This window comes from Faecalibacterium hominis (ex Afrizal et al. 2022), assembly GCF_049545105.1.
Lineage (GTDB): Bacteria > Bacillota > Clostridia > Oscillospirales > Ruminococcaceae > Faecalibacterium > Faecalibacterium duncaniae.
On the sequence record NZ_CP186860.1, the window covers coordinates 377,695 to 404,065 of the forward strand.

At 55.5% G+C, this 26,371-nt stretch carries 27 protein-coding genes and 1 pseudogene; 26 read left to right on the forward strand and 2 right to left on the reverse strand.

Features of this window, described 5'->3' with window-relative positions; all coding sequences use genetic code 11:
- Positions 1 to 7: 7 nt before the first annotated feature.
- The 14 genes from ACKXGA_RS01940 to ACKXGA_RS02005 all read left to right on the forward strand — a co-directional run bounded on the left by ACKXGA_RS01940 (position 8) and on the right by ACKXGA_RS02005 (position 18,158).
- Positions 8 to 1,264 carry a phage portal protein gene (locus ACKXGA_RS01940; RefSeq protein WP_423729966.1) on the forward strand — a complete coding sequence of 419 codons (1,257 nt, stop codon included), beginning with the start codon at positions 8 to 10 and terminating at the stop codon, positions 1,262 to 1,264.
- The gene (locus ACKXGA_RS01945; protein WP_423729967.1) at positions 1,257 to 3,041 is read left to right on the forward strand and encodes a phage major capsid protein; all 1,785 of its coding nucleotides are present in this window, start codon (positions 1,257 to 1,259) and stop codon (positions 3,039 to 3,041) included. Before ACKXGA_RS01940 ends, ACKXGA_RS01945 begins: the two co-directional genes overlap by 8 nt.
- 11 nt (positions 3,042 to 3,052) lie before the next feature.
- Positions 3,053 to 3,325, forward strand: coding sequence for a hypothetical protein (locus tag ACKXGA_RS01950; protein WP_423729968.1), 273 nt, complete (start codon positions 3,053 to 3,055; stop codon positions 3,323 to 3,325).
- A gap of 52 nt (positions 3,326 to 3,377) precedes the next feature.
- On the forward strand, positions 3,378 to 3,707 hold the full coding sequence (locus ACKXGA_RS01955; protein ID WP_423729969.1) for a DUF7253 family protein: 330 nt from the start codon (positions 3,378 to 3,380) through the stop codon (positions 3,705 to 3,707).
- Entirely contained in the window at positions 3,685 to 4,002 is a 318-nt protein-coding gene (locus ACKXGA_RS01960) for a hypothetical protein (protein ID WP_215665731.1), read from the forward strand. The genes ACKXGA_RS01955 and ACKXGA_RS01960 overlap by 23 nt, the downstream gene beginning before the upstream one ends.
- 11 nt (positions 4,003 to 4,013) lie before the next feature.
- Positions 4,014 to 4,679: a hypothetical protein gene (locus ACKXGA_RS01965; protein ID WP_423729970.1), complete on the forward strand. Its 666-nt coding sequence runs from the start codon at positions 4,014 to 4,016 to the stop codon at positions 4,677 to 4,679.
- A 39-nt stretch (positions 4,680 to 4,718) separates the two neighbouring features.
- Entirely contained in the window at positions 4,719 to 5,168 is a 450-nt protein-coding gene (locus tag ACKXGA_RS01970; protein ID WP_181967546.1) for a hypothetical protein, read from the forward strand.
- A 145-nt stretch (positions 5,169 to 5,313) separates the two neighbouring features.
- Positions 5,314 to 5,904 carry a hypothetical protein gene (locus ACKXGA_RS01975; RefSeq protein WP_423729971.1) on the forward strand — a complete coding sequence of 197 codons (591 nt, stop codon included), beginning with the start codon at positions 5,314 to 5,316 and terminating at the stop codon, positions 5,902 to 5,904.
- Position 5,905: 1 nt separating this feature from the next.
- Positions 5,906 to 6,292 (forward strand): HK97 gp10 family phage protein, encoded by a 387-nt coding sequence (locus ACKXGA_RS01980; protein WP_252249543.1) that lies wholly within the window; start codon positions 5,906 to 5,908, stop codon positions 6,290 to 6,292.
- Entirely contained in the window at positions 6,289 to 13,776 is a 7,488-nt protein-coding gene (locus ACKXGA_RS01985; protein WP_423729972.1) for a hypothetical protein, read from the forward strand. Before ACKXGA_RS01980 ends, ACKXGA_RS01985 begins: the two co-directional genes overlap by 4 nt.
- A complete protein-coding gene (locus ACKXGA_RS01990) occupies positions 13,773 to 14,393 on the forward strand; it encodes a hypothetical protein (protein WP_423729973.1) in 621 nt (206 codons plus the stop codon). The genes ACKXGA_RS01985 and ACKXGA_RS01990 overlap by 4 nt, the downstream gene beginning before the upstream one ends.
- Positions 14,394 to 14,402: 9 nt before the next feature.
- Positions 14,403 to 15,245, forward strand: coding sequence for a hypothetical protein (locus tag ACKXGA_RS01995; protein ID WP_423729974.1), 843 nt, complete (start codon positions 14,403 to 14,405; stop codon positions 15,243 to 15,245).
- Positions 15,246 to 15,460: 215 nt separating this feature from the next.
- Entirely contained in the window at positions 15,461 to 16,642 is a 1,182-nt protein-coding gene (locus ACKXGA_RS02000; protein WP_423729975.1) for a hypothetical protein, read from the forward strand.
- 31 nt (positions 16,643 to 16,673) lie between these two features.
- Entirely contained in the window at positions 16,674 to 18,158 is a 1,485-nt protein-coding gene (locus ACKXGA_RS02005) for a phage baseplate protein (RefSeq protein ID WP_423729976.1), read from the forward strand.
- Here the strand turns inward: ACKXGA_RS02005 and ACKXGA_RS02010 are convergent, their stop codons facing one another.
- Complete coding sequence (locus ACKXGA_RS02010) at positions 18,159 to 18,353, reverse strand: hypothetical protein (protein ID WP_423729977.1); 195 nt, start codon at positions 18,351 to 18,353, stop codon at positions 18,159 to 18,161.
- Positions 18,354 to 18,457: 104 nt separating this feature from the next.
- Here ACKXGA_RS02010 and ACKXGA_RS02015 point away from each other — a divergent pair, with 104 nt between their 5' ends.
- From ACKXGA_RS02015 to ACKXGA_RS02065, 11 genes and pseudogenes are all read left to right on the forward strand, one after another.
- The gene (locus ACKXGA_RS02015) at positions 18,458 to 18,988 is read left to right on the forward strand and encodes a hypothetical protein (RefSeq protein WP_423729978.1); all 531 of its coding nucleotides are present in this window, start codon (positions 18,458 to 18,460) and stop codon (positions 18,986 to 18,988) included.
- A 116-nt stretch (positions 18,989 to 19,104) separates the two neighbouring features.
- Positions 19,105 to 19,269, forward strand: a complete 165-nt coding sequence (locus ACKXGA_RS02020) for a hypothetical protein (protein WP_215696128.1) — start codon at positions 19,105 to 19,107, stop codon at positions 19,267 to 19,269.
- The gene (locus tag ACKXGA_RS02025; RefSeq protein ID WP_423729979.1) at positions 19,262 to 19,888 is read left to right on the forward strand and encodes a GH25 family lysozyme; all 627 of its coding nucleotides are present in this window, start codon (positions 19,262 to 19,264) and stop codon (positions 19,886 to 19,888) included. The genes ACKXGA_RS02020 and ACKXGA_RS02025 overlap by 8 nt, the downstream gene beginning before the upstream one ends.
- 20 nt (positions 19,889 to 19,908) lie before the next feature.
- Positions 19,909 to 20,211: a hypothetical protein gene (locus ACKXGA_RS02030; protein ID WP_423729980.1), complete on the forward strand. Its 303-nt coding sequence runs from the start codon at positions 19,909 to 19,911 to the stop codon at positions 20,209 to 20,211.
- 16 nt (positions 20,212 to 20,227) lie between these two features.
- A complete protein-coding gene (locus tag ACKXGA_RS02035; protein ID WP_227612402.1) occupies positions 20,228 to 20,491 on the forward strand; it encodes a phage holin in 264 nt (87 codons plus the stop codon).
- Positions 20,492 to 20,702: 211 nt separating this feature from the next.
- Positions 20,703 to 20,903 (forward strand): annotated as a pseudogene (locus tag ACKXGA_RS02040) (sporulation initiation factor Spo0A C-terminal domain-containing protein); the annotation flags it as partial.
- A 180-nt stretch (positions 20,904 to 21,083) separates the two neighbouring features.
- Positions 21,084 to 21,266 carry a site-specific integrase gene (locus tag ACKXGA_RS02045; protein WP_181966817.1) on the forward strand — a complete coding sequence of 61 codons (183 nt, stop codon included), beginning with the start codon at positions 21,084 to 21,086 and terminating at the stop codon, positions 21,264 to 21,266.
- 73 nt (positions 21,267 to 21,339) lie between these two features.
- Complete coding sequence (locus tag ACKXGA_RS02050; protein WP_423729981.1) at positions 21,340 to 22,185, forward strand: PD-(D/E)XK nuclease family transposase; 846 nt, start codon at positions 21,340 to 21,342, stop codon at positions 22,183 to 22,185.
- Between the two features lie 17 nt (positions 22,186 to 22,202).
- The gene (locus tag ACKXGA_RS02055; protein ID WP_156061224.1) at positions 22,203 to 22,355 is read left to right on the forward strand and encodes a hypothetical protein; all 153 of its coding nucleotides are present in this window, start codon (positions 22,203 to 22,205) and stop codon (positions 22,353 to 22,355) included.
- A gap of 164 nt (positions 22,356 to 22,519) precedes the next feature.
- Positions 22,520 to 22,981 (forward strand): NUDIX hydrolase, encoded by a 462-nt coding sequence (locus ACKXGA_RS02060; protein WP_117476235.1) that lies wholly within the window; start codon positions 22,520 to 22,522, stop codon positions 22,979 to 22,981.
- A gap of 112 nt (positions 22,982 to 23,093) precedes the next feature.
- Complete coding sequence (locus tag ACKXGA_RS02065; protein WP_423729982.1) at positions 23,094 to 24,266, forward strand: MFS transporter; 1,173 nt, start codon at positions 23,094 to 23,096, stop codon at positions 24,264 to 24,266.
- A gap of 135 nt (positions 24,267 to 24,401) precedes the next feature.
- On the opposite strand, the gene ACKXGA_RS02070 is transcribed toward ACKXGA_RS02065, so the two are convergent.
- A complete protein-coding gene (locus ACKXGA_RS02070) occupies positions 24,402 to 25,541 on the reverse strand; it encodes an AI-2E family transporter (protein ID WP_423729983.1) in 1,140 nt (379 codons plus the stop codon).
- Positions 25,542 to 26,008: 467 nt separating this feature from the next.
- Between ACKXGA_RS02070 and rpmE the strand changes: the two genes are divergently transcribed.
- Complete coding sequence (gene rpmE, locus ACKXGA_RS02075; protein ID WP_005926533.1) at positions 26,009 to 26,209, forward strand: 50S ribosomal protein L31; 201 nt, start codon at positions 26,009 to 26,011, stop codon at positions 26,207 to 26,209.
- The last annotated feature ends 162 nt before the right edge of the window (positions 26,210 to 26,371 follow it).

Genomic DNA, 26,371 nt, shown 5'->3' on the forward strand with positions numbered 1-26,371 from the left:
AATCAAAATGGCATCACAAACCTTTGGCTCCAGACTGAGACACGCCTGGAATGCGTTTTTGAACCGGGATCCCCCCGGAAGAAGCGGCGAAGGATACAGCTACCGGCCTGATCGGGTAAGGCTGAACCGAAGCAATGACCGGACGATCATGACGGCCATCAACACCCGCATTGCAATGGACGCTGCGGCAATTACCATCAATCATGTAAGGCTCGATGAAAACGGACGCTACGACGAAACCGTTGATTCGGGCCTTAATTCTTGCCTGAACCTTTCAGGCAACAAGGACCAGACGGGCCGGGCACTGCGATATGACATGTTCCTTTCCATGCTGGACGAGGGATGCATTGCACTGGTGCCCATTGACGTGGACTACGACGGTAAGACCGGTAAGACCCGGATCGAATCCATGCGGGTGGGAAAGGTGCTGGAATGGTACCCGGACGACGTGCGGCTGGAAGTGTACAACGACCGGACCGGACGGAAAGAGGAGATCACCCTGCCGAAGACACAGGTGGCCCTGGTGGAGAACCCGTTCTATGCCGTGATGAACGAGCCCAACGGCACGGTGCAGCGCTTGATCCGGAAACTGAACCTGATGGACGTGATCGACGAGCAGGTGGGCAGCGGCAAGCTCGACCTGATCATCCAGCTGCCCTACGTTGTGAAGGGCGAGACCCGGAAGAAACAGGCCGAAGAACGGCGGGCACAGATCGAACAGCAGCTCGCCGGTTCCAAATACGGCATTGCCTACACCGATGGCACGGAGCATATCACGCAGCTGAACCGCAGCCTCGAAAACAACCTTCTGAAGACCGTGGAATACCTGACCAACATGGCATACAGCCAGTTGGGTATCACCCCGGAGATCATGAACGGTACTGCTTCTGATGCTGTGATGACCAACTACGAGAACCGCACCATCGAACCCATTGTGGCGGCTGCCGTGGACGAGATCCGGCGGAAGTTCCTGACCGAGGACGACCGGGCGAACCGGGAATCCGTGATGTACTTCCGTGACCCGTTCAAGCTGACCCCTGTTTCCGCCGTTGCCGAAATGGCCGACAAGTTTACCCGCAACGAGATCATGACCTCCAACGAGTTCCGGCAGGCCATTGGCATGAAACCCAGCAAGGACCCCAAGGCAGATGAACTGCGGAATGCAAATATCAGCCAGAGCAGTGAGGAAATTGCGGCGCAGAACAAAACGATCACGGTAGGGCGGGATGCCGTAGAGAGGAGTATTGCAAATCAAAATGGTTAATTTTGACTACGATTGCAGCGGCTGGGCGACGAAAGCGAACGTCCGGTGCTATGACGGGCTGGTGATCGCACAGGATGCCTTTAAGGAGTGCAGCGGCAAGGTTGTGCCCATGGTGTACAACCACGACCACGCCAACGTGGACAACGTGATCGGCCACTGCCTGCTGGAGAACCGGCCCGGTGGCGTGTACTGCTATGCCAAATTCAACGACACCGACACCGGCAAGACCGCAAGACAGTGCGTGGAAAGCGGCGATCTGAGCGCCTTTTCCATTTTTGCCAACGGCCTGAAGAAGGTGGGCAGCACCGTGAAGCACGGCTTTATCCGGGAAGTGAGCTTGGTGCTGGCCGGATGCAACCCGGGTGCCCTGATCGACGAGGTGGTAAAGCACAGCGCCGATGAGGACTACGAGGGCGGCGAGGCCTTTATCTATAATGAGGACGGCCTGAGCCTGATCCACGGCATGGACCCCGAGGGCAACCCGCTGGAAGACCTTACACACAGTGCGGACAGCGGCGATGCCGCGACCGACGATGAAGCAACACAGGAGGAAGCCAAAATGGCGGACGAAAAGAACGAAGGCAAGACGCTCGAACAGGTCTACAACAGCATGACCGACGAGCAGAAAGAGTGCTGCCACGCTCTGGTGGGCCTGGCCCTGGAAGAGCAGGAAGGCGGCGACAACGATGACGGTGAGGAGGACGATACCGTGAAGCAGAATGTTTTCGACAAGGATACCAACGCAACTGTGCTGAAGCACAGCATCGAAGAGATCAACAACGTGGTCAAGACCGCAAAGAGCCACGGCACCATGAAGGCTGCCTTTGAGGATGCCGGCATGGACAGTGACGAGCTGGCCCACAGCATCGATAACATCGACTGGCTGTTCCCTGAGGATCACCTGCTGGACACCACGCCCCGCATCATCGACAAGCCCGACGACTGGGTGAGCGTGGTCATGGGCGCTGTGCACCACATTCCCTTCAGCCGGTTCAAGAGCATGTTTGCTGACCTGACCGAGGAGGATGCCCGCGCCAAGGGTTACATCAAGGGCAACTTCAAGAAGGAAGAGGTCTTTGGCCTGCTGCGCCGCTCCACCAGCCCCACCACCGTATACAAGAAGCAGAAGCTGGACCGCGACGACGTGATCGACATTACCAGCTTTGACGTTGTGGCATGGCTGAAGCAGGAGATGCGCCTGAAGCTGAACCGTGAGCTGGCTCTGGCTTACCTGCTGGGCGACGGCCGTCTGGCTGCCTCTGAGGACAAGATCGATGAGAACTGCATCCGCCCTGTGTTCAACGACAGCGACCTGTTTACCATCAAGGTCCAGTGCAAGACCACCGGCCTGACCACCGTGGAGGACAAGTACAAGGCCCTGATCAAGCAGATCCTGCGCAGCCGCAAGGAGTACCGCGGCTCCGGCACCCCCACCCTGTTCACCACGGAGGACGCTCTGACCGAGATGCTCCTGCTGGAGGACGGCATCGGCCACCCGCTGTATGCTGACGAGGCTGCTCTGGCCCGCAAGCTGCGTGTGAAGAACATTGTGACCATTCCCGAGATGGAGGGCCGCAAGGGTGCCAAGGGTGGTGACCTGGTCTGCCTGATCGTGAACCTGGCCGACTACACCGTGGGCGCAGACAAGGGCGGCGCTGTTTCCATGTTCGACGACTTCGACATCGACTTCAACGCCCAGAAGTACCTGATTGAGACCCGCTGCTCCGGTGCTCTGACCACCCCGTTCAGCGCCATGGCTGTTGAGTGGGCTGCTTAAAGAGAAAGGATATGAATATGCTGAACACCATCTACGAGACCGGTTATGACCTGCACGTGGCAAACTACGTTGCCTACCTGCACACTGACAAGAAGCTGTACGAGGACGAGGCCCACAAGGTTCAGGCCAAGAAGGCTGACGTTGAGAAGGCCTTTAAGCTGGGCCGTCTGATCGTGGTGGCTGCCGACAAGACCTACCTGCCTGTGGCCCTGACGGCTGCCGGTGTGGTTGTGACCGACGGCACCACCCCCACCACCTGCACCATGGCTGCGGACGAGGCCTGATCTTTTCAGGTTTCAAGGTTAGCCACAACAAATCAAAATGGAGTGAGAAGAGATGAGATACTGCGGGAAGCTGGGATTTGCAGATAAGGTGGAGGAGACCGCCCCCAGCGTATTTACCGAGAAGATGACGGAACGCACCTATTACGGGGACGTGCTGGAGTTTGGACGGCAGATGCAGGTGGGAGACAAGGTGAACCCCGACATCACGGTTGGAAACCAGTTGAGCATTCTGGCTGACCCGTTTGCGAACGACCATCTCTACGATCTCCGGTATGCGGTGTTTATGGGACAGAAATGGCAGGTGACCGGCGTGAAGGTACAATACCCGCGCCTGATCCTGACCTTGGGAGGGCTCTGGAATGGAAGCACGGCTGAAGGTTGACACGCTCCTGCGCGAAGTGCTGAAGGAGAACGGAAAGTCGATCCACCTCTATTATCAGCCGAAAGCGGGATTCCAGCTCCAGTATCCCTGCATCGTGTACAGCGAAACCAGGATCCGGAACAACCATGCAAACAACAGGGTCTACATCCAGCATCCGTTCTACACGGTGACCGTGATGGACAAAGACCCTGACAGCAAGATCAAAGCGGCCGTAAGTGTGTTACCAAAATGCACCTACGACCGCTCTTTTGTTTCGGACGGATTATACCACACCGTTTTTACGATCTACATCTAAGGAGGAACTATATGTCCAGACTGATTTGGGACGCTGTCGGCGAAAAGTTTTACGAGATGGGCACCAAGCTGGGTGTCCTGTATCCCATGAACAACACCGGCGCTTACGACAAGGGCGTGGCCTGGAATGGCCTGACCGCCGTGACCGAGAGCCCCTCCGGCGCTGAGGAGACCAAGCTCTACGCCGACGACATCAAGTATGCTTCTCTGCGCTCTGCCGAGGAGTACGGCTACACCATCGAAGCCTACACCTACCCCACCGAGTGGGAGCCCTGCGACGGTTCCGCACAGGTTGCAACGGGTGTTTCCATCGGCCAGCAGAAGCGCCAGGGCTTTGGCTTCAGCTGGGTGACCACCGTGGGCAACGACGTTGATGACGAGGTGGGCCAGAAGATCCACATTGCGTGGAACAGCACCGCTTCCCCCAGCGAGAAGAGCTACGCCACCATCAACGACAACCCCGATGCCATCACCTTCAGCTGGGAGTGCACCACCTCCCCCGTGAGCGTGACCGGCCACCGCCCCACCAGCCACATGGAGATCGACTGCTCCAAGCTGAAGGCTGCCACCGTGAAGGCCATTCAGGATAAGCTCTATGGCACCGAGACTGCCGAGGCGACCCTGCCTTCCCCCGACGAGCTGATCAAGCTGATCACCGACAGCGAGGGCCAGGCGTAAGAAGCCAGGCATCAATGAACACGATAAAGGAGAAGAAAAATGCTGAAAAAGACGATGACCACCGTGGACTTTGGCGGTACTGAGCGGACGGAAGACTACTACTTCAATCTGACCCGTGCCGAGATCATGGAGATGGAGCTGACCACCGAGGGCGGCCTTGTGCAGATGATCAACCGCATCACTGCCGCCCAGAGCCAGCTGGAGCTTGCCAAGCTGTTCAAGCAGATCATCTGCAAGAGCTACGGTGTGCTGAGCCCGGACGGCCGGAAGTTCATCAAGAACGATGCGGTGCTGGCGGACTTTATGTCCACTCAGGCCTACAGCGACCTGTACTACAAGCTGGCCTCCAACGGCGAGGCAGCGGCCGCATTCTTTGAGGGCATCCTGCCGGAGGACATGAAGGAGGAGACCAAGAAGGCCGCCCCTGTGAACGCACAGCCCGGCCTGAAGGTGCTGGAAGCCCCCGTGAAGGGCACTGAGGAGCAGTAACATGCCCCTCTTACCGCTCCGTCCGCCAAAGGGCGGCGCGTCGCGGAGCTCCCCAAAGGGGCGAGCTCTGTTTAGAAGAACATTCAAAATGGAGCGTGCTCTGAGAAGGGCACCTCAATGAACACATACCAGGGAGAGAAAGCAAATGCTGACGCTTACGATACCGGGACAACAGCGGTGGAATGAAAAGACAGAGGAATTTGTCTACACGCCTGCCGTGGTCCTGAAGCTGGAACATTCACTGCTCTCCCTGGCTCATTGGGAAAGCAACTGGAACATCCCGTTCCTGAGCAATCTGGACAAGCTGACCGTGGAGCAGTGGCTGGACTACATCCGCTGCATGACGGTGACCAAGGGGGTAGACCCCGAAGTGTACGCCAGACTGACCCGGGAACAGTACCGTTCCATTAACGAATATATGGAAGCTCCCATGACCGCAACATGGTTCAGCGGGGAGCCGAGACCCAACGAACGAAAGACCGCAGGAAAGCCACGGCCAAAACGACCGCCCCGGAAAAGCGGGACCGAGACCACGGCTGAGGTGCTGTACTGCCAGATGTTCAGCTTTGGCATTCCGAAAGCGTGCGAGAAGTGGCATTTGAACCGGTTATTGACCCTGATCCGGGTATGCCAGGAGAGCCAGGCACCGGCGAAGAAGATGAGCAAGGGTGACCGGATGGCCCAGCAGCGGATGCTGAACGAGCAGAGAAAGGCCCGGCTGAAGACGAGAGGGTAAGATGCCAAAAGTAATTGTCTTTCGCCAGAAGGGCGACTGGAAGAAGAGCCGGAAATTTTTGAAGCGATGCTCGAACCTGAGCCTGGATGAGCTGCTTGACCGATACGGACAGGAGGGCGTGGAGGCCCTTGCGAAGGCGACCCCGAAGGACACGGGAAAGACGGCGGCAAGCTGGAGCTACACGGTGACCAAGGGAAAAGAGAGCATCACCATTACATGGAGAAACTCCAACATCGTGGACGGTGTGCCCATTGCGGTGATCCTGCAATACGGACATGGCACACGAAACGGAGGATACGTAGAGGGCGTGGATTATATCAACCCTGCGATGCGGCCCATTTTTGAGCGGATCGCAGCACGGGCATGGGGCGAGGTGAGGACAGAATGAGCCAGGAAGTAGACAGCCGCGTTGTTGAAATGCGGTTTGACAACGCAAATTTTGAGAAAAATACCAAACAGACCATCTCGACCATTGACCGGCTGATGGAGAAGCTCCAGTTCAAGGGAGCGGAAAAGGGCTTTGAGAAGGTGGACGCAGCCGCGGAGAACGTGGACTTTGCCACCATGCAGACGAGCCTTGACCGGCTGGAATCCAAGTTCTCGAGCCTGAACATCGTGGCCACCACGGCGCTGGTGAACATCACCAACAAATTTGTGGACGCGGGCGAGAAGCTGGTCAAGAGCCTGTCCATCGATCAGGTGGCCAGCGGCTGGGACAAGTACACTGAAAAGACCTCCAACGTTCAGACCATCATGAACGCCACGGGCAAGAGCATCGATCAGGTGAACGGCTACCTGAACAAGCTGATGTGGTACTCCGACGAGACCAGCTACAGCTTCAGCGAGATGACCAGCGCCCTTTCCCAGATGACGGCTGCGGGCGGCAACATCGACAAGATGATCCCCATGATCATGGGCATTGCCAACGCCACCGCAGACGCGGGCAAAACGGGCTTTGCGTTCCAGAGCACCATCCGGAACCTGACCCAGAGCTACAGCGCCGGACATTTGCAGCTTCAGGACTGGAAGAGCCTGAACCTGATGGGCACGGCCACCAAGGCCCTGAAGCAGGAGCTCATTGACACAGCGGTGGAGCTGGGCACCCTGAAAAAGGGCGAGGTGACCATTGGCACCTTTGAGAGCTCCCTTTCCAAAAAGTGGGCCAACACGAAGGTCATGGAAAAAACCTTTGAGAAGTACGCTTCCATGATGGAAGCGGCCTACGAGATGACCCAGAAGAACAAGGGCATGACCAGCTCCGAGGCCCTTGAGAAGCTGAGCGGTCAATACGGCGAGCTGGCAGAACGTGCGGCACTGGCGGCCCAGCAGGCAACCAGTTTTGGGCAGGCCATTGATTCCACCAAGGACGCGGTCAGCTCAAAATGGATGGCCGTATTCGAGACCTTCTTTGGCAACAAGGAAGAGGCCACCGACACATGGACAGAGCTTTCGGATCGGCTGTACGACATTTTCGTGCCCAGCATCGACGGGCTGAACGAACGGCTGAAGGACGGACTGAACAGCGGATGGGCACAGCTGCAAGGAAGGCTGGGGGATCAGGCGGATGCCTACAGCTACACCCTCCAGCAGGTGGCACTGGCCAGCGGTGCTGTGACCGAGGACCAGATCACCGAAGCGGGCAGTTTTACCAAGGCATTGCAGCAGAACGGCGTAAGTGCCCAGCTGCTGAAAGCAAGCCTTGACGAAGCACAGACCAGTGCCGAAAAGCTGCTGACCCTGAGCGACAAGGAGATGGCCGCAAAGCACTATGACCGGGAGACCATCCAGCGGGATGCGGAAGCCTTTGCGAAGCTGAACGCCGAGATTCAAAATGGAACCCTGGACCTGGAGGAGTACGCCCAGAAGATTGGCGAGCTTTCCGGCAGAGAGCATCTGGTGCAGAGCTTCTGGAACATCATGGATGCCATTGGCAAAGTGGTGGCCCCTGTGAAGGAGGCGTTCAGTGAGATCTTCCCGCCCGCAGACGGGGAGCGCATTTACAGCTTTGCCGAACGGCTCGACCTGATGACCCAGAAGCTCATCATCACCGACCAGACCGCAGAGAAGATCAAGAAGACCTTTAAGGGCCTGTTCACGGTGCTGAAAGGCGTTACCACGATCCTGAGCAAGATCGGCGCTGTGGCCAAGGAAGCATTTTCGCTGCTGGCGAACGCTGCGAAGCCTGTGGCACAGGTGATGCTGAGCGTGGGAGCCGGGCTTGGGGATTTCCTTGAGACGATCTATAAAGTTGCCACCGGAAGCGGCACCCTGCGTGAGAAGCTGGGCGGCATCAAGACGGCGCTGACGAAGCTCCTGAGCCCCGTGGATGCACTGGGCAGCATGCTGAAAAGCACGAAGATCGCGCAGTACATCGACACCTTCCTGAAAAAGGGCGAGGAGAGCACCGGCTTACTGGGCACCTTGTACTCCGTGGGCAGACGGGCCTTTGACGGACTGAGCGCTGTGATCCGGACCGCAGCAAGCGGAGGCATTGGCATCCTGGGTGCGCTTGGCATGGCGATCTCGACCCTGCTCTCCAAACTGGGTGGCCTTGGTGAGAACGCGGTGCAGGTACTGGGGCTGACAAAGCCGAATCTGGAGGACTTCCAGCAGAACCTCATCGACATGCCGAAGAACCTGAGCAAATCCATGAGCGAGTTTGCTTCCAGCTTCCAGCGCAGTATGAACAAGATCAACGGCTCGGTGGGTGATGCCTTTGCCCCGGTGAAACAGTTCTTTACCGCTGTGAAAGAGGGCTTTGATGCCATCAGCGGGACGGACGTTTACCGGTTTATGAGCCTGATCGACGTGGGACTGCTGGCGTTCAGCATCGGGCAGATGGCAAAAGCCACCAAGAGCCTGAAAGCAATGCTGGAGACCCCGCTGACCGGAATGCTCAACTCCATCTCCGGCACCTTTAAGCAGCTGGCCAGCGCGATCAAGACCTGGCAGAAGAACGAGAGCACCAAGACCCTGACCGGCATGGCCACCGCGATCCTGATCCTGGCCGGTGCCATGTACGTGATGAGCCGGATCAACCCCGACCGGTTCACGGAGATCGCTAGTACGGTCTTTGGCTTCGTGACCCTGCTGACGATCTCGGCAAAGCTGCTGGAGCCTACAACCAAGCGGTTCACGAAAGCATTTGACAGCCTGAAAGCCAGCGCCCTGAACGCGGCGACCCTGTGGGGCACTGCTGCGGCGCTGATCGGACTGGGCATTGCCATTGGCTCCATTACCAAGGGACTTTCCCGGATCATGGAGGTCCTGCAGAAAGGCGACATTGCAGCAAATGCCGCAGCGCTGGCCGTTGTGACCGTGTCCATCGTTGCCATGATGCTGGCGATGCGTCAGCTCTCTCTGGCGCTGGTGGTGGGCGAGAAGGCCATGAACCACAAAGTGATCCTTTCGACGGCGGTGGAGCTGGTGGCGCTGAGCGGTGCCATCAAGGTGCTTTCCACCGCTCTGAAGCCCCTGAGCGAGATCAAGTTCACCAGCCTGGTAAAAGCCGGTATGGCGGTGGTTTCGCTGGGCGGACTGCTGACCACCATGGCCACGGCTCTGGCTGTGGTAAACAAGGTGATCGGCCCGACCGGATTTCAAAATGGAGCCGCGATCGCAGCCATGGCTGGCGGCATCTGGATTGCAGCGCAGGCGGTGAACAGTCTGGCGAATATTCAGCTTGTCCGGCTGGATGCGGCCATGACCAGCATCAAGACCCTGATGCTCCTGATGACCACCATGTCGGCCTTTTCGTCCAAGACGAAGTTCGGCTCCGGTGCGGCCATCCTGGTGATGTCTACCTCCCTCGTTGTACTGGCAGGAGCCGTGGGGCTGTTTGCCGTGATGGGGGATGCAGCCATCGATGGGCTGATCAAGGTCGCGGCTGGATTGACCGCTCTGACGATCGCATCCAGTATGTCCACCGGTGGCGTGAGTTCCGGCGCAGGAATCCTGCTGACGGCAAGTGCACTGTATGTGCTGGCTGCGGCGGTAGAGAAATTTGCGGCATTGAACATTGGTGAGCTTTTACGGGGCGGGATTTCCGCATTGCTCGGACTGGGAAGTCTGGTTGGCGGGTTAGTCGTATTTACAAAGTTCGGCGTTGCTTCCGCACTGGATGGTCTGGGCTCCGCTATGCTCAAGATGAGCGCGGCGCTGCTGATTCTGGCCCCTGCCATTAAACTGCTGGGCGATGCTGACCCGGAAACTGTCGGACAGGCGTTACAGGTATTTCTGGACGGAATGCTCATCACCATGCTGGGTGGTGCTCTTCTGACAGCAATGCCTCAGCTGGCGGTTGGATTGGAACTGCTGGCAAAAGCATTCTGGAACTTTGCAAAGTCGCTTGGCGTGATCGCGCTGGCGACTGCGGCGATGGGGGTTCTTTCCATGTTTGCAGGACCGATCTGTCAAGCCATCATCAACGCCGCACCGGACATTCAGGAAGCACTGACCACCGTGGTGACGATGCTCTGCGAGGTGATCAAGAACTGCGCCGGGCCTATTGTCGAGGCATTTGACGCGCTGGTCCGTGCCGTGATCCCGGAGTGCTGGCAGCTGGCGAAAGACGGCCTGAGCTTCCTTGGTGTTCCGGAAACATGGGGTGAACTGTTCAGCGGTATCGGAAATGCCATGAAGGATGCGGCGCTGGGCATTTTTGACTGGTTCGGCGAGATCTTTGAGGACGACCGGCCGGTTGGCATGGCGGTCAACGGCATCAAATCGCTGGGCGGAAAGATCGTTGAAGCGTTCAAATCGTTCTTTGGTATTGCTTCACCTTCCAAGGTGATGGCCGAGAACGGCGAATATGTCATGCTGGGCGTTGTGGAAGGCCTGCAAAACCAGAGCATTCTGGAGCGGGCAAAAGCGGCCATGCATAGCGCTGCCGCTGCCATCCGGAACGTCTTCACCACCTTCTGGGGCATCCATTCGCCCAGTGACGTTGCAGCCAGCGACGCGGAGAACATCCTTGAGGGCGCGATCCTGGGCATTGGCGACAAGACGAAACAGGACGAGCTGCGGAGCAGCGCTTACAATGCGGCCCTTGCTGTAAAAGACGGTATGACCACTGCTCTGGATGAGGCGACCATTGCCGTACAGAACAGCATGGTTGGGCTGTACAACGCCATGAAGATGGATTCGCTCCATTTAGGCAACCCCATTTATCAACATGGACTGAAGGGCGCACAGAATGCAGCAAAGCAGGCGGCGCAGGATACTGTACCGATCCCCTCCAACAGCGGCATCAAGAAGCCCGGCAACAAGACCCCCTCTACCGTGGAGGAGATCAAGAATGCTGTGGACAGCACATGGGGCAAGCTGAACCCCTTTGGCGCGCTGACCGACTACTACCAGAACGCCGTGGATGATGCGCTGGACGGAGCGGGCGGAGGCACCACCAAGTCCAAAGCCTCCAAGGCCGGCAAGTCACTGGCAGACACGCTGGCAAGTGCATTCTCCGACAAGCTGAAGGCCAACAAGACCGAGATGTCCAACGCCACCGGCGAATACGCGCTGTGGGAAGTGACGGGCGGCGACACGGCCACGGTGGAAGAGCTTATCACCAAAAAGACCGAGAGTCTGACAAGGGAGATCGAGCTCCAGACCAAACGGGTAGGCATTGCGAAAGATCAATACGACACCCTGCTGGCCAAGGTGGGCGCAAACAACAGCAAGACGAAGGACGCTTACGGTACCCTGCTGAGCGAACAGAAGACCCTTGCGGAGCTTCAGAGGAGCAAGCAGGACAGCATCCTGAAGGTCATTCAGGAGCGGTACGAGACCGATGCCAGGACCGCAGAGGACGAATACGAGCTTTGGAGCGCCCTGTACGAGGACAGCGCCGAGGTGACCGAGAAGTCCAACAAGAAGATCGACTACATCAACCGGAAGATCAAGAACCAGGCGGAGATCCTGCTGGCCACCGAGAAGGACTACATCGCCATCAAAAACGAGTTCGGCGAGGCAAGCCAGAAGACCCAGGCAGCCTACCAGCAGTATCTGGAGGCACAGACCGAACAGCAGAAGCTCATCAACGAGCTGAATCAGGCCCAGCTGGATGCCTATGATCGCAAGGTCTCCTACCTGGAAAAGCAGGAGAAGCTGGTGACCAACCGGCAGAACATGCTGGCCAAGCTATACGGCGACGGCGACCTTGCGGGCCGGGAGGATGCTTACAAGGCTGCGGTGGAACAATACGGAGCCGACAGCGTCCAGGCACGGAAAGCCGCCACCCAGGGCACCATGACCGCCATCATCGGCGTGGGCACGGCACTGGACAGCATGAGCTACAGCCTGAAGAAGGTAACGAACAAGCAGCTGAAGTACGACGAGGCTGTGAAGAAGTTTGGCAAGAACAGCGAGACTGCACTGGACACACTGGCAGACCTGCAAAGCGAACAGTACAGCTTTGTGGGCTTTGCGGAAAATCTGGCGGATGCCTTTGAGCTGGACGACTCCGGCAAGCGGATGATGATGCAGCTGGGCTACTCCATCTCGAAGAACTGGCGGCCCATTCAGGAGGGCTTCAACAGCGTCTGGGCACAGGTGCAGAAGAGCGCCCCGGAAATGGCCTCGAAGCTCAGCAGAGCCTTTGGCGTGGCCACCAAGGACGGCGTGACCGAAGTGATCACCGACCTCTTTGGCACCATTACCGCCCTTGTGAGCGGTGACTGGGGCGGGGCAGTGACCGGCGGCATTACCACCGTGCTGGACTTTATGGGCAGCGAATTTGGCCAGACAATGATGAATCTGGGCAAGACCATGCTGACCTTCAACAAACTGGCCCAGGGCGGCGGTACCCTGAAGGTGATGGGACAGGTGGTCAAGGTGACTGGTGCGACCAAGAACCTTGGCAGCATCCTGGGCAACATGAGCGGCCTGCTGGGCTCTGCCACGGGCGGCACGGGACTGCTGGGAGAAGCACTGGGCGGCCTTGGCAGCATCGGCGAGATGATCACCGGCTCCGGCGGCTTACTGGGCGGTCTGGGAGAACTGGGCGGCACTCTGGTGAGTGTGCTGGGCTCCATTGGCCCCGAAGGCTGGCTCATTGGCGCGGCCATTGCGGGTGGCGGACTGCTGATCGCCAACTGGGACAAGATCGGTGATTTCTTCAGCGGGTTCTTTGACTGGCTGGGGAATGCCTTCTCACACCTGTGGGACTGGATCAGCAACGGCTTCAAAGGTCTGGTGGACGTGGGCGGAAACCTGATCTCCGGCCTGTGGCAGGGCATTACCGGTGCGGCGGGTGCGGTATGGAACGGCATCTGTGACTTCGGCAGCAGCATCGTGAATGGATTCTGCGACTTCTTTGGCATCCATTCCCCCAGCCGCGTGATGGCGGGCATCGGCGAATACCTGAGCCTTGGTTTGGCGCAGGGCATCACCGACGAGACCGGCTCCGTGGTGCAGGGCGTACAGGACGTGAGCGACACTGCCCTTTCCACCATGATGGATCTGGCCCAGCGAGTGGGCGACATTGCCAGCGACGACTTCGAGTATGAACCCAGCATCCAGCCCGTAGTGGACATGAGCGACGTTCAAAATGGAGTGGACTGGCTGAACGACACCCTGTTCCAGAACGGCACGGTCGCCCTGAATGCAGAGCGCACCGCAGGCCTTGCCGCTAACGTGGTACGCAAAGCTGAGGTGACCAAGGCTCAGCAGGAAGAGGCGAACAAGGCTGACCAGAAGGCAAACCCCAACGCCGACATTGTTTCGAGCGTGGAGGCACTGGGAGAGCACATCGACAGCATTGCCCGGGCCGTGGCCAGCATGAAGGTCCAGATGAACGGCCGGAAACTGGTGGGCGAGATCATCAACGACGTGGACGAGGGGCTGGGGAAGATCAACCGGAGGAACAACCGATGATGGGACGGAGCGCAACTGACCCGGCGCTTTCCTCACAGATCCCCACATTTGCGGGGCTTATTTTTAAGGTATATGACAATGCAGGGGCTTCCCGGGAATACAGCACGAGAGACTTTAACCTGGTCCCCCTGAACCCCCTGCATGTCAATGCCTTTGAGGAAAAATACGAGACGATGGACTTTTCTTCCTACCACGGCACGCCGGAAAAGGCTCCGCTGGGAAAGAGGGTGTTCCAGAACTCGACCGGGAGCTGGGACTTTTATTATGTGGCGGACGGCGTACCACATTCCAGCTGGGATGACTACGGACGGCACGCCATGGACGATGTGCGGGAGCGATGCGGCATCCCCGACAAGACCGAACAGAGCATTCAGCTTTATCCCGACTGGTCGAGCCGGGAAGGTGACTGGACAAGCACCTATTTCCGGCTGATGCGGATCATTCAGGGAAGAGAATGCGAGGTGCGGATGGAACTGGGCGGAACCGTGCTCTCCACCGCGCAGACAAGAAGCTACAAAGGGCGCTGCTGGATCAGCAACGTCAAGAACGGCAACGACGGACGGGTGACGCTGACCATCTCCTATGACTTCCAGCCGCCTGCCGACATGCTGAGTTAAGGAGGAGCCATGTACCATTCCATCACCATTGGTGACAAGAACACCTGGGATGACTGGAAGATGATCCCGGTCTCCCGGCCTGTGGTGGCTCCCCCGGTGGAGAAAGTCCTCTCTGTGGACGTGCCCGGACGAGACGGAACCACCTACCTTTCCAAGAGCCTGACGGGTTACCCGGTGTTCAAGGCCCGGGAGGGAAGCTGGGAGTTTTATCTGGATACGGACGAGTGGCGGGGGCAGAACCTTTCGACCCCTGTGGGAACCGGAGCACTGGAGTATCTTTCCAGAGCGCTGGCGAAGAGCAACTCGATCCCGGCACAGACCAGGGTGCGGCTGGAGGATGACCCGGCGTTCTTTTATCTGGGGCGTGTCTGGGTGAACGGGGGCATCAAGCAGAAGAACGGGCACAGCGTCGTGACCTTTGCTTACAGCCTTTACCCGTTCAAGTTCCTGTACGACAACATTCAGGAGGACTGGGTGTGGGATACCTTTGGGTTTGAGACCGATCTGGCCGTGCCCTACTGCAAGGATATCCCCATCAAGGCACTCCAGACCAAGACCTTCCGGATGCCGCCCAGCGAAAAACCGAGCCTGCTGCAAGCAAAATGGACCGGGGGCGGTTTGGTGGGGGTTACACTGGCAAAGAGCCAGACCTACCCTTATGACAAAGCGAAAGAGCTTGGGCTTCCGGCGGTGACAGTTTCGCCCATTATGCCCCAGCTGGACGAGGGCATGGGAAAGGTGGACATCGGCCTGATCGACAACGATCTGCGATACGACGTGTACGAAGTATGGGTGAGCGGCCTGATGGGTGAGGGAATGATCAACCTGTATTACCAGCCAGCGTATCTATAAACCTCTCCGTCAGCTTTACGAAATTTCAAAATGGATGCAGAAAGGAGGGAGGAGCCATCGGATATCAAGTTTATGCGGGAACCATCTCAAAGAAGACGGAGACCTTTAACGGCACGAGCGCTCTGGGGTTCCAGTGGGACACCCGGGAGTGCATCTTTGATTCCCAGGGTGACACGATAGAGGGAAGCGTTTCCAACCGATTCCTCGAAGACCCGGTGCTGAACCTGGCCAAAAACGAGTTCGGCAGCTTTGAGGCGACCATTCCGTATCAGATCAACACGGCGTTTGGCAGCTACAAGAACCCTGTGTACACCACCCTGAAGTACGAGAAAACGTGGCTGGTGGTGGAAGAGGACGGCAAACCGATCTGGCTGGGTTATGTGACCGAGACGGAAAAGCTGTTTGACCTGAGCTACAAGCTGTATGCCGAGGGCGTGCTGGGATATCTCCAGCGATTTGTGCCGAAAGTGAACGGTGGAACCTACTACCTGACCACCGACAACCAGCTGGAGCAGTGGTCGAGCGTGCCCTCCAACAGCATCTTCTACCTTGCAACGCAGGCCCTGAAGGACTACTATCAGGGGCCTTACGGGACCTTTGGCATCGGGAAGGTGAACATCCAGCCCGGGCGCACCATCGACACCTCCAGCAAGGGAACCCTGTTCGAGAGCCAGTGGAGCCTGCTGAACACCTTTTTGCTGGAAGAATACGACGGATACCTGCGGACACGGATCGTGCGGGCAGACAACGGCACTGCGGTATGGCGGGTGTACATCGATTACCTCGTGGAAACGGATGCCACCACGACACAGACCATTGAATATGGCGTGAACCTGCTGGATTTCAGCTATGTGGAGCAGATGTCCAGCGACGTGGTAACCCGTGTGACCGCATACGGCACCCAGACGACCACCAGCGGATGGTGGATCTTCAAGACGACCACCGTGAGCGCGATCTCTGAAACAGTGCGGGACGAGGCGGCAGAAGCAAAGTACGGCATCATTGAGAAGTGCATCCAGGTTGACGGCAACACGAACAACGACAACCTGCGCAAAGAAGCACAGACCGAGCTGAAGGGGTACAAGCAGAACATCGAGCCTGTGATGACCCTGACCGCTTACGACCGGGTGGACAGCGGGGAAAGCAATGACCGACTGGGATTTCTGATCAAGACCCACATCATCTCCAGCCCCCACGAGATCGACAAGTGGCTGGTGTGCACCAAGCTGAAGCTGCCGCTGGATGCGCCCAACGAGAAACAGTTCACCTTTGGTCTGACCCCCGAGAAGCTGACCAAACAGCAGGTGCAGAAGCAGGCCATGGACAGCGTATGGACGATCGCACAGGCGATCATCAGTTTCCTGAACCAGCTGCTGGGCAGCCTGAGCAGTTCGTAAGGGTTCAAAATGGAGGAGGTTGAGAATAGGAATGGATTTTGATGCGATCATTACGGGCATCCGGAAGGCGATCTACGGCCGGGAAGTCCGTGAATACATCGCCAGCTCGATGGAGTGGACCCGGGACTTTGTGAACCAGAGCATCGCCAACATCAAAGAGCTGCTCCGTCAGGCCGAAGCGGCACGGGATGCGGCAAAGGCAAGCCAGGATGCTGCCAAGGTGAGCGAGACTAACGCCAAGGCAAGCGAGAATGCGGCCAGGGCAAGTCAGAACGCTGCGGCATCCTCTGCTTCTGCGGCGGCAGGTTCGGCCAGTGAGGCAAAGACCAGCGAGACCAATGCCAAGGCAAGCGAGAATGCGGCCAAGACATCGGAGACCAACGCGAAGACCAGTGAGGCCAACGCCAAGAGCAGCGAAACGAAAGCTGCCACCAGCGAGGCCAACGCCAAGACCAGTGAGACCAATGCGAAAGCCAGTGCCGACAGCATGGGGACCAGCGTGGCCACCTGCACCGCCAAGGCCAAAGAAGCCGAAGCAAGCGCAGGGAAGGCCGCGGCCAGCGAGGGGAATGCGAAGACCAGCGAAGGAAACGCCAAGGCCAGCGAGGACGAGGCCCGCCAACTGGTGGAAGCGGCCAAGAAGGTGGTGAACACCGACAAGACCCTGACCATTGACGGCGCACCCGCGGACGCAAAGACCGTGGGCGACAAGTTCAAAAGCATCAAGACCGACTGGAATTCCGTGGCGGATAAACCGAGTACGTTTCCACCGAGTGAGCATAACCATAGCGCGGCCAATATCACTTCCGGGATTCTAGGGCTTGCAAGAGGAGGAACTGGGTGCTCGACGGCCCTGGATGCGTGCAAGACCTTGCTCTGGAGAGGAGATATGCAGCGAAATCAAAATTGGAACAATCTGGAAACCGGTGTCTGGATGGTTGTCCCAGAAAGCTTTGGCAGTAATTCTCCATCGGGAATTTACACATATGGCGCGGCGATCGTCTTTAATATTGGCGGTTCATGCACACAGGTCTATGTAGCGCACAACACTGGAGCAATGATGTTTCGTCAGCGTTTCTCCAGCAGTAACGATTTTTCCGGCTGGGCACGAGTAAGCACCGGAGGCACTCTTTCTGCATACCCCGTCGGTGCTATCTACATATCCACCAGTTCCACCAGCCCGGCAAGTTTATTCGGCGGAACGTGGGAGAGCATTGCTTCTGAGCGTGTACTGATGGGCGTTTCCAGTTCCCACGGCGCAGGCAGCACCGTAAGCGCAGGTCTGCCGAATATTAAGGGTGCAGTCTTAAATACATGGCACGGCGGCGACCCGTCTGGTTCAGGTGCGTTAAGCGTAGCAGTAAACGGCAGAAGCGCTGTTCGTAATGGCGATGATGGTACATTTACCTGGGGCAATTTCTACTTTGACGCAGCCTCGTTCAACAGTATTTATGGCAACGCTTCCACCGTACAACCAGCCGCCTACTATGTTTATATGTGGCGGCGCACTGCGTGATCATGCGATTCTTCTCCACATGTAGACGTAATATGCTGCGGGCTGCACGGTCGAGCTGTTGCCGTAGACAGAGGAGCAACGGCTTGCGTAGAAGTTGACGTTCAGACCCAGATTATTGGCGTATCCATCTGGGCCAGGCTGGCTGGATGCAGTTGCAAATGCGCCAGAAGGAGTTACAAATTGCCATGTTGCCATAGCTGTAGTTTCACCTACAATATTCGGCAGACCTGCGCTGAGAAGTGCGAAAACTGCCGAAAGTCCGAAATGAAAAAAATCAAAATGGAAGGAGATGAACCTCTATGGAAGATGATTTCTACTATGGAGAGCTCCCCGAATTACCGCCCCCTGTGGCGAACACCACCCCAGATCTTGTGGACGAGGACGACAACCCCGTGGAGAACCCCGACCTCGAGCTTGGCTGGCTGAAGAACGAGACCAAGACCGTGCACCATGATGCGGTAGAAGGCGTGAAAAAAGTCAGCCATTATGAGGTGAACCTAAAGCCTGATGGAACCCCCGCTATTTACTATGATGCCAATGGCAAGGAGTATGGTCGGGATGTCCATGAGGTGATCGATGTTCCCGGTGTACAGGCTCGGGATGCCTACGACGAAGAAGTGGCGTTCATACGATACATCAAGTACACGGCTGAAGAACTGGCGAAAAAGAAAGCCGAAAAAGAGAAGCAGGAAGAACGTCAGAAAGCCGTGGATACCCTGCCCGAAACACTGGCCGCCCTGCAAAGCGCCCAAACCGACACCGACAGCCTGGTGGTGGATCAGGAGTACCGGTTGACCATGTTGGAGCTGGGGGTTACGCCGGAGGAATAAGAGTCGGGTCAGCCCATTTGTATCGTTTCGCTTATTGGCCCACTGAAAAGGAATGCTGATGAGCGATTTTTTACATTAAGATGGCTCATGCAGAACGTGAGCAGAAAGGACTCAAAATGGAACTCTACAACACCTGTGCACGCCTGATCGAACGCGGCAAGACCAACGGGATGCAGCGGAAGCTGGATATCTTCTTTGCCAACGACCGCCTGACCGAAGAGGAGTACGAGAAGCTGTGCACCCAGCTGGCCGAGAAACTGAAGGAGCAGGGGAATGCTTGATGTCATCGACGTTTCCCGCTGGCAGGGAACCATTGACTGGAAAAAAGTCAAGGCCTGCGGAAAAGTAGGCGGTGTGATGATCCGTGCAGTTTCCACCAAGAGCGGGCAGCTCTACGTCGATCCGTGCTTTGAAGCGAACTATGCCGGGGCCAAATCTGTGGGTTTGCCAGTTGGCGTATATGCTTACACCGTTGCGGTAACGGAAGGCATGGCAAAGAAGGAGCTGAACCTGCTCAAGACCTGCCTGGAAGGAAAGAGCTTTGAGCTGCCCATTGCCATGGACGTGGAGGACCCCCGTCTGAAAAGTCTGCCCGCAGCCGAGTTGACGAAACTTATCAAAATGGAGCTCAGGGAGATCGAAAAGTGGGGACTGTATGCGATCCTGTACACCTACTCGAACTTTGCCGACTACAACCTGAACATGTGGCAGCTGAACGACTTTGACCTATGGCTGGCGGACTACCGGAACAAGCGGCCGACCCGCAAGCACGGTATGTGGCAGTACAGCTCCAAGGGCAAGGTAGCTGGTGTGAGCGGCGTGGTGGACATGAACCATGTCTACAAGGATTACCCGAGTATCATTGCAAAAGCGGGTCTGACAAGCGTGAAGGGAGCGTGAACCCCACGGAAAGCTTTATCATGACCCATTTCAACGAGGTGGTCTCCCTGATCATCGCGGCGGCACTGGGATGGGCGGGGAAGGCGTTCTATGCCACCATCCAGGAGCAGAAGGCACTGAAAAAAGCGGTGAAGGCTCTGCTCCACGACAGACTCTATCAGAGCTGCCGGTACTACATCCAGCAAGGGTATGTTGACTCGGAAGGGCTGACCAACGTGGGGCTTGTATACGAGGCGTACCACGAACTGAAGGGTAACGGCACCGGCACGAACCTGTACGAGCGAATGAAGGCACTGCCGCTGAGGGAAGATCACACAGCCTGAACAGGAGGACTTCAAAATGGAGAAATACTCGAACGCGAGTGCTGCGACCTGGGCGAGAACCATCTGCCTGATCGTGGCACTGCTGAACAGTCTGCTGGCTTCGTTCAACAAGAGCCCGCTGCCCATCGACAACGAGCAGCTCCAGCAACTGGTCAGCACCCTTATCACCGTTGTGGTGGCTATTATCAACTGGTGGAAGAACAACTCCTTCACCAAGGAGGCCATCGAGGCAGACGAACTGTTTGCACGGCTGAGGGCGGAGAACAACGCCAGGAAGTAATCAAAATGGAGGAAAAGTCTATGGAAAAATATGGTGCCGCTGGGCATTGATATTTTCATGGACTTTTCTTTTTTGAGTTGTCGGATTTGAGCGATTTGTCGATGGATATATGCCCCGGCATCTGGTATAATAAGGGCACGATAAACAACTTGCGCCTATACCTGTGAAGAACGGAGAATACCTCACAACAATTAGGTAAATTTCCTATCCTAAAAACGGTACCACTGCCAGTCGGGTGGAGCGCGCCATCCGCCACGCCATCGAGGTGGCATGGGACCGGGGCGATGTGGATACCCTCAACAGCTACTTCGGCTATACCATCCATAACCTGCGCGGCAAGCCCACCAACAGCGAATTCATCGCGATGATTGCCGATAAGATGCGGCTGGATAAGCGGCAGAGAGCAGTGTGATAGATGCACATGCCGACGTGATATTTTGTGCGCACATCTGGCAATTCTGGGAGGCTGAAAAATGTTTATCGCTATGGAATTATAGAATTATGGATTCCGTAGCGATAAACAGAAACCTTCCATAGCAATAAACCTTCTGGATTCATTGAGCGGCAGCGGATGATCCAGGAGGTTATTTTTATGTTGGAACGTGATGCGGAACTGTTCATAGAGCACTGTGAATTGAAGGGGTTGAGCCAAAAGACGATTGGAAGCTACGAACAGACGATGCGATTATTTATTGGATTTTCCAACGAACAGGGGATCGTGCAGACGGAGAAGGTGACGCACATGATGGTACAGAACTATATTAGCGTCAACTAATGTGGTTGAACGAGGGTTGATAAAATGACTGCTCTATGATAATCTAAACAATAGAAACAGGAGGTAAGGGACGTTGCGGGAAACTGAAGCACAGAAGCGTGAACGGCATCATCAGGAAGACCTTCAGCGATTGAGAGGGTTCCGGCCTATCGACGATACGTTTATGCGCGGGATGTTCAAGGATAATATTCCATTGGCAGAACTGGTGCTCCGCATCATTGTGGGTAAACCTGATCTGACACTGACCAAATGTGAAACGCAGGCCGACCTGAAGCACGTGACTGGAGCACGGTCAATTTGTCTGGATGCATATGCCACCGACAGCACGGGCAAGAAATATGATATCGAGATTCAGCGCTCTGACAATGGAGCTGACCCGCACCGGGCAAGATATCATTCCAGCGTGATGGATGTGGAAAATTTGGACAAGGATCAGGATTACCGAGAACTGCCGGATTCCTATGTCATTTTCATTACGGAAAAAGATTACTATAAGGCCGGAAAACCTGTATATGTCATTCAGAACATAAACTTGACACTGGGCTTGCCGTTTGAAGATGGAACTCATATTCTGTATGTGAATGGCGAGTATCGTGATGATTCTGACATTGGAAAACTGATGCACGATTTCAATTGCACCAGTGCAGAGGAGATGAACTTTGACCTGATGGCAGAACGAACGCGCTACTTGAAAGAAAACCCGAAAGGAGTGGGCAGTATGTGCAAGGCTATGGAAGAGCTGAGAGTTGAAAGCTATGCCGAGGGAAAAGCTGAAGGCGTAGAAATCGGTAAAATGGAACAGGCAAAAAAGACTGCCTTGAAACTCAGTCGGAAGGGAAATTCCGTAGAAGAAATCGCAGACCTTCTTGGCTATGATGTTGATACTGTAAGCAGTTGGATCGCCCCGAAAGCATGTTGAGCGAAATGTGCAAGGCTATGGAAGAGCTGAGAGTAGAAAGCCGAAAAGAAATGGCAGTTGAGATGGCACAGAGCCTTTATGAACAGGGTGTATCGATTGAGCAGATTGCAAAAGCAAGCAAGGTCGATGTGGACACTGTAAAAGGATGGCTCACACCGAAGGCTGGGTAACAGCAGAACAATAAGACACCAGCGTATCGTGTTACGAAAACATGGTACGCTGGTGTTTTTGCTTGAAGAAATTGCTATGTTCTCTTATTGCTGGTAAAATAGGGGCGGATGTACGAATAAGAATGAATGTGGGAGCGTGATGGAAAGTGGACATCTCTTTTAAGATGGGCGATGAAAAGTTCAATTACAGAGTGAGTGCAATCATAATTTCTAACGGAAGAATTTTGGCAATGTACCATGAAAAACCGTCAGAATACTACTCTCTGCCCGGGGGTAGAGTGATGATGTGGGAAACAGCTGAACAGGCGATGATGCGTGAAATTCGGGAAGAGCTTGGTGTTTCACTGAAGATTTCCCGGCCATTATGGTTGATTCAATCTTTCTTTACAAAAGATACAGATGGTCTCCGATACCACGAGATATGTATTTATTTTTTGATGGATACCGCAGATGCTGGCCTGCTGGAAAGGCAAAACACATTCACTCGAACAGAGGGAAGCAATACGCATATATTTAAATGGTTAGAGATTGCTCAATTAAAGGAGGAGACTTTTTATCCATTGTTCCTGAAAAAAGAGATTTTCAACCTTCCGGACACGTTCACAATCCGAACGGAATCGAGATGATAAATCTGCGCTCTCGATGTTGACGCTTTTGTTGTACAAAATTGAGGAATTTATCCTAATGGCATTTCTTCTGTTGTGATATAATTGTATCGATCAAAAGGAGGAATGCAAAATGATCCATCTGCTGTTAGCGGTGATCTATGTTTCTTTTATCAGTCTGGGCCTGCCGGATTCTCTGTTGGGGGCGGCGTGGCCTTCGATCTATCAGGGATTTGGGGCTCCTGTCTCCTATTCCGGTGTGATCTTCTGCATTATATCGGTGGGAACGGTGCTCTCCAGCCTGCAAAGTGACCGGATGACCCGTCGGTTTGGAGCAGGCGGTGTTACGGCCATCAGCGTTGCCATGACCGCCGCAGCACTGTTCGGGTTCTCTGTCAGCAGCTCATTCTGGGCCATGTGCCTGTGGGCGATCCCTTATGGACTTGGGGCTGGAAGCGTGGATGCAGCACTCAACAACTATGTAGCGCTCCATTTTGCCAGCCGCCACATGAGCTGGCTCCATTGTATGTGGGGGATCGGAGCCTCGGTCGGGCCCTACATCATGGGCGCGGCGCTTTCTTCCCATGCCGGGTGGCAGACGGGGTATCGGGTCATCAGTGTGATGCAGATGGTGCTGACGATCATTATTCTGCTGAGCCTTCCACTCTGGAGAACGAAACCGGGCGCGAATGCCGAGGAGCGGGAAGCAGCTCCGGCAGAAGCGCTGACCCTGAAACAGATTTTCCGGATCTTGGGCGTAAAAGAGGTTCTGGTTACATTTTTCTGCTATTGTTCTCTGGAGCAGACCACCAGTCTGTGGGCCAGCAGTTATCTGGTGCTGAACAGGGGAATCGCGCCGGAGACCGCCGCCGGCTTTGCCAGTCTTTTCTTTGTCGGCATCACCGTGGGGCGGGCGTTGTGCGGCTTCCTGACCTTAAAATTCGATGATACCCAGATGGTTCGTATGGGGCAGGGGGTCATCGCGATTGGGATAGCGGCGTTTCTTCTGCCGCTTGGGGAAGCAGTGACACTGGCAGGGCTGCTGCTGGTTGGTCTTGGCTGTGCTCCAATCTATCCCAGCATCATTCATGCAACGCCGGGCCGCTTCGGTGCGGACAGGTCGCAGGCGATCATTGGGGTTCAGATGGCCAGCGCCTATATTGGCAACTGCCTGATGCCGCCGTTGTTCGGTGTGATCGCAAACCACACCACGATCGCGATTTTTCCTTATTATCTGCTGGTGATCCTGATTTTGATGGGATATATGCACGAAGCGCTGCAAAAGAAAACGAAAGCGGCGCAATAAAATACCGCTGCTCTTGCATTTGGAAAAATGCACAGGAGCAGCGGTATTTTTTGTATGCATATCAATCCCGCACCTGCACCGGAACCGTCGGCTGCAGCACACCACGATTCTGGATGTGGCACTGGGGTGAAGAATTTATTGCTCAGACGGCCCGGATCGCTGGGGTTCTCTTGCCTGTATGCGTCGGCAGGCATCCTCCTTCACAAGCTCAATGATCACCGCTGTCAGGGGGATAAAGAAGATGATACCGATGATGCCAAAGAGTTTTCCACCGATCATAGCAGCCACAAGGGTGTACAGCGGAGAAAGTCCCACGGATTTTCCCACCACCCGGGGGTAGATGAACTGGTTTTCAATAAACTGTACGGCAAGGTAAACAATGAGGCAGCGGACGGCCAGAACGGGATCCACCAACAGCACGAGGAACACGCTGACTACGCAGGAGATCAGCGCTCCAACGTAGGGGATAATGGCGCAAATAGCAGTCAGCATTCCCACCAGGCTGCCGTAAGGGATCTTGAAAACGGAAAACGCAAGGGCCATGAGAATGCCAAGGATCACGGCCTCGCTGCATTGTCCTGTCAGAAAGTTTGCAAAGGATTGCCGGAACAGCCGGCAGAACTTCAACAGCCAGTCGGCATGGCTGGGCTTCAGGTAGGCACAGACCAATGTGCGGGCGTGGTGGCAGAGACTCTCTGAGCCAACGGACATATAAACGGAGATGATCAGAGCAAAGGATGCGGTCACCACGATATTTACCGTGGCAGATACGGCACCTACCGCATTGACCAGCACGGTATCGATGCTGTCGGTGACCCTGTGAAGCAGCTGCTCCCAGTCGATGCCCTCCAGCCAGCTCATCAGCCACCCCATGTCGGCATCCTGTGCGCTGAGATAGGCGGTCCAGCGGGGGATGTTTGCTTCGATCTGTACATAGAGGCTGTGAAAAGACTGCACCAGCTCCGGGATCAGCAATGTCAGCGCCAACACCAACACCAGCACAACACCCAGCAGCGTGATGAAGAAGCTCAGGAGATGGAGTGCTTTGTCTGAGGGCTGTTTTTTGACCTTGCAGAACAAGCGCTTCAGCCGTTTTTCCAGCCCGGTCATGGGTACGTTGATAAAAAGAGCCAGGATGCCGCCAGCCAGAATGGGCAGTACCAGGTCTACCAGCTGTGCTGCAAAGGTCAGAACGGCAGAAAGCCGCAGCAGCGCAACAAAAAGCGTGACTCCTACAACAGTTATGAGCAGATATTGTTTTGTTTTTGGTTCCATGAAAAAAATCCTTTCCCGGAGCTGATGGCTGAAATATGAAAAGAGAACGTCTGCGAACTCTTTTTTGTATTGTAATCAGAAGCAGCTGGCTTGTCAAGAAGTCGGGAACTGCGGGGTTTTCTTTTTGAGCTGGGCGTGATATAATATGTAGGTCGTAATTCCGTGAAAAAACTCAAAATAAACGGGAATGCGTGGAAAAACAAAGGAATATAACAGAGAGTATCTTTACTGCTTACATAAGGTTGAACGAAAATCAACTTGAGATAAAACTCCATAGTACAGCCTGTATAAAAATGACACGAAAAAAGCTGAAATTTCCTCTTGCTTTTTCTGAGATCTGTGCTATAATATTAAGGCAATCGTTTCCAAGGCCGCTCGCGGGGGTAGCCGATATTGAAGGTTGTGATGGGCACATACATTTATAATATGGCCCCAATAAGTCAGAACCAGAAATGAGGTGAAAAAGAATGAAACAGGGTATCCATCCGAACTACGTTGACTGCACCATCACTTGTGCTTGCGGCAACGTCATTAAGACTCGTTCTACCAAGCCCGAGATCCACGTCGAAGTTTGCTCCAAGTGCCATCCCTTCTACACTGGTAAGCAGAAGCTGGTTGACACCGGCGGACGTGTTGAGCGCTTCAACAAGCGTTTCGGCCGTAAGTAATTACTGGTCTTTTCAGCGCTGTCTCCTTTGGGAGGCGGCGTTTTTTGTTGTTATGCCGCACAAAAGCTCTCTTTCTGTAATTTACACGCCGTTCCCTTATTTTGAACACATTTCCGGACTAAAATAAACCAGTATCTTCAAAAAGCGCTTTGCGCTGCCTTA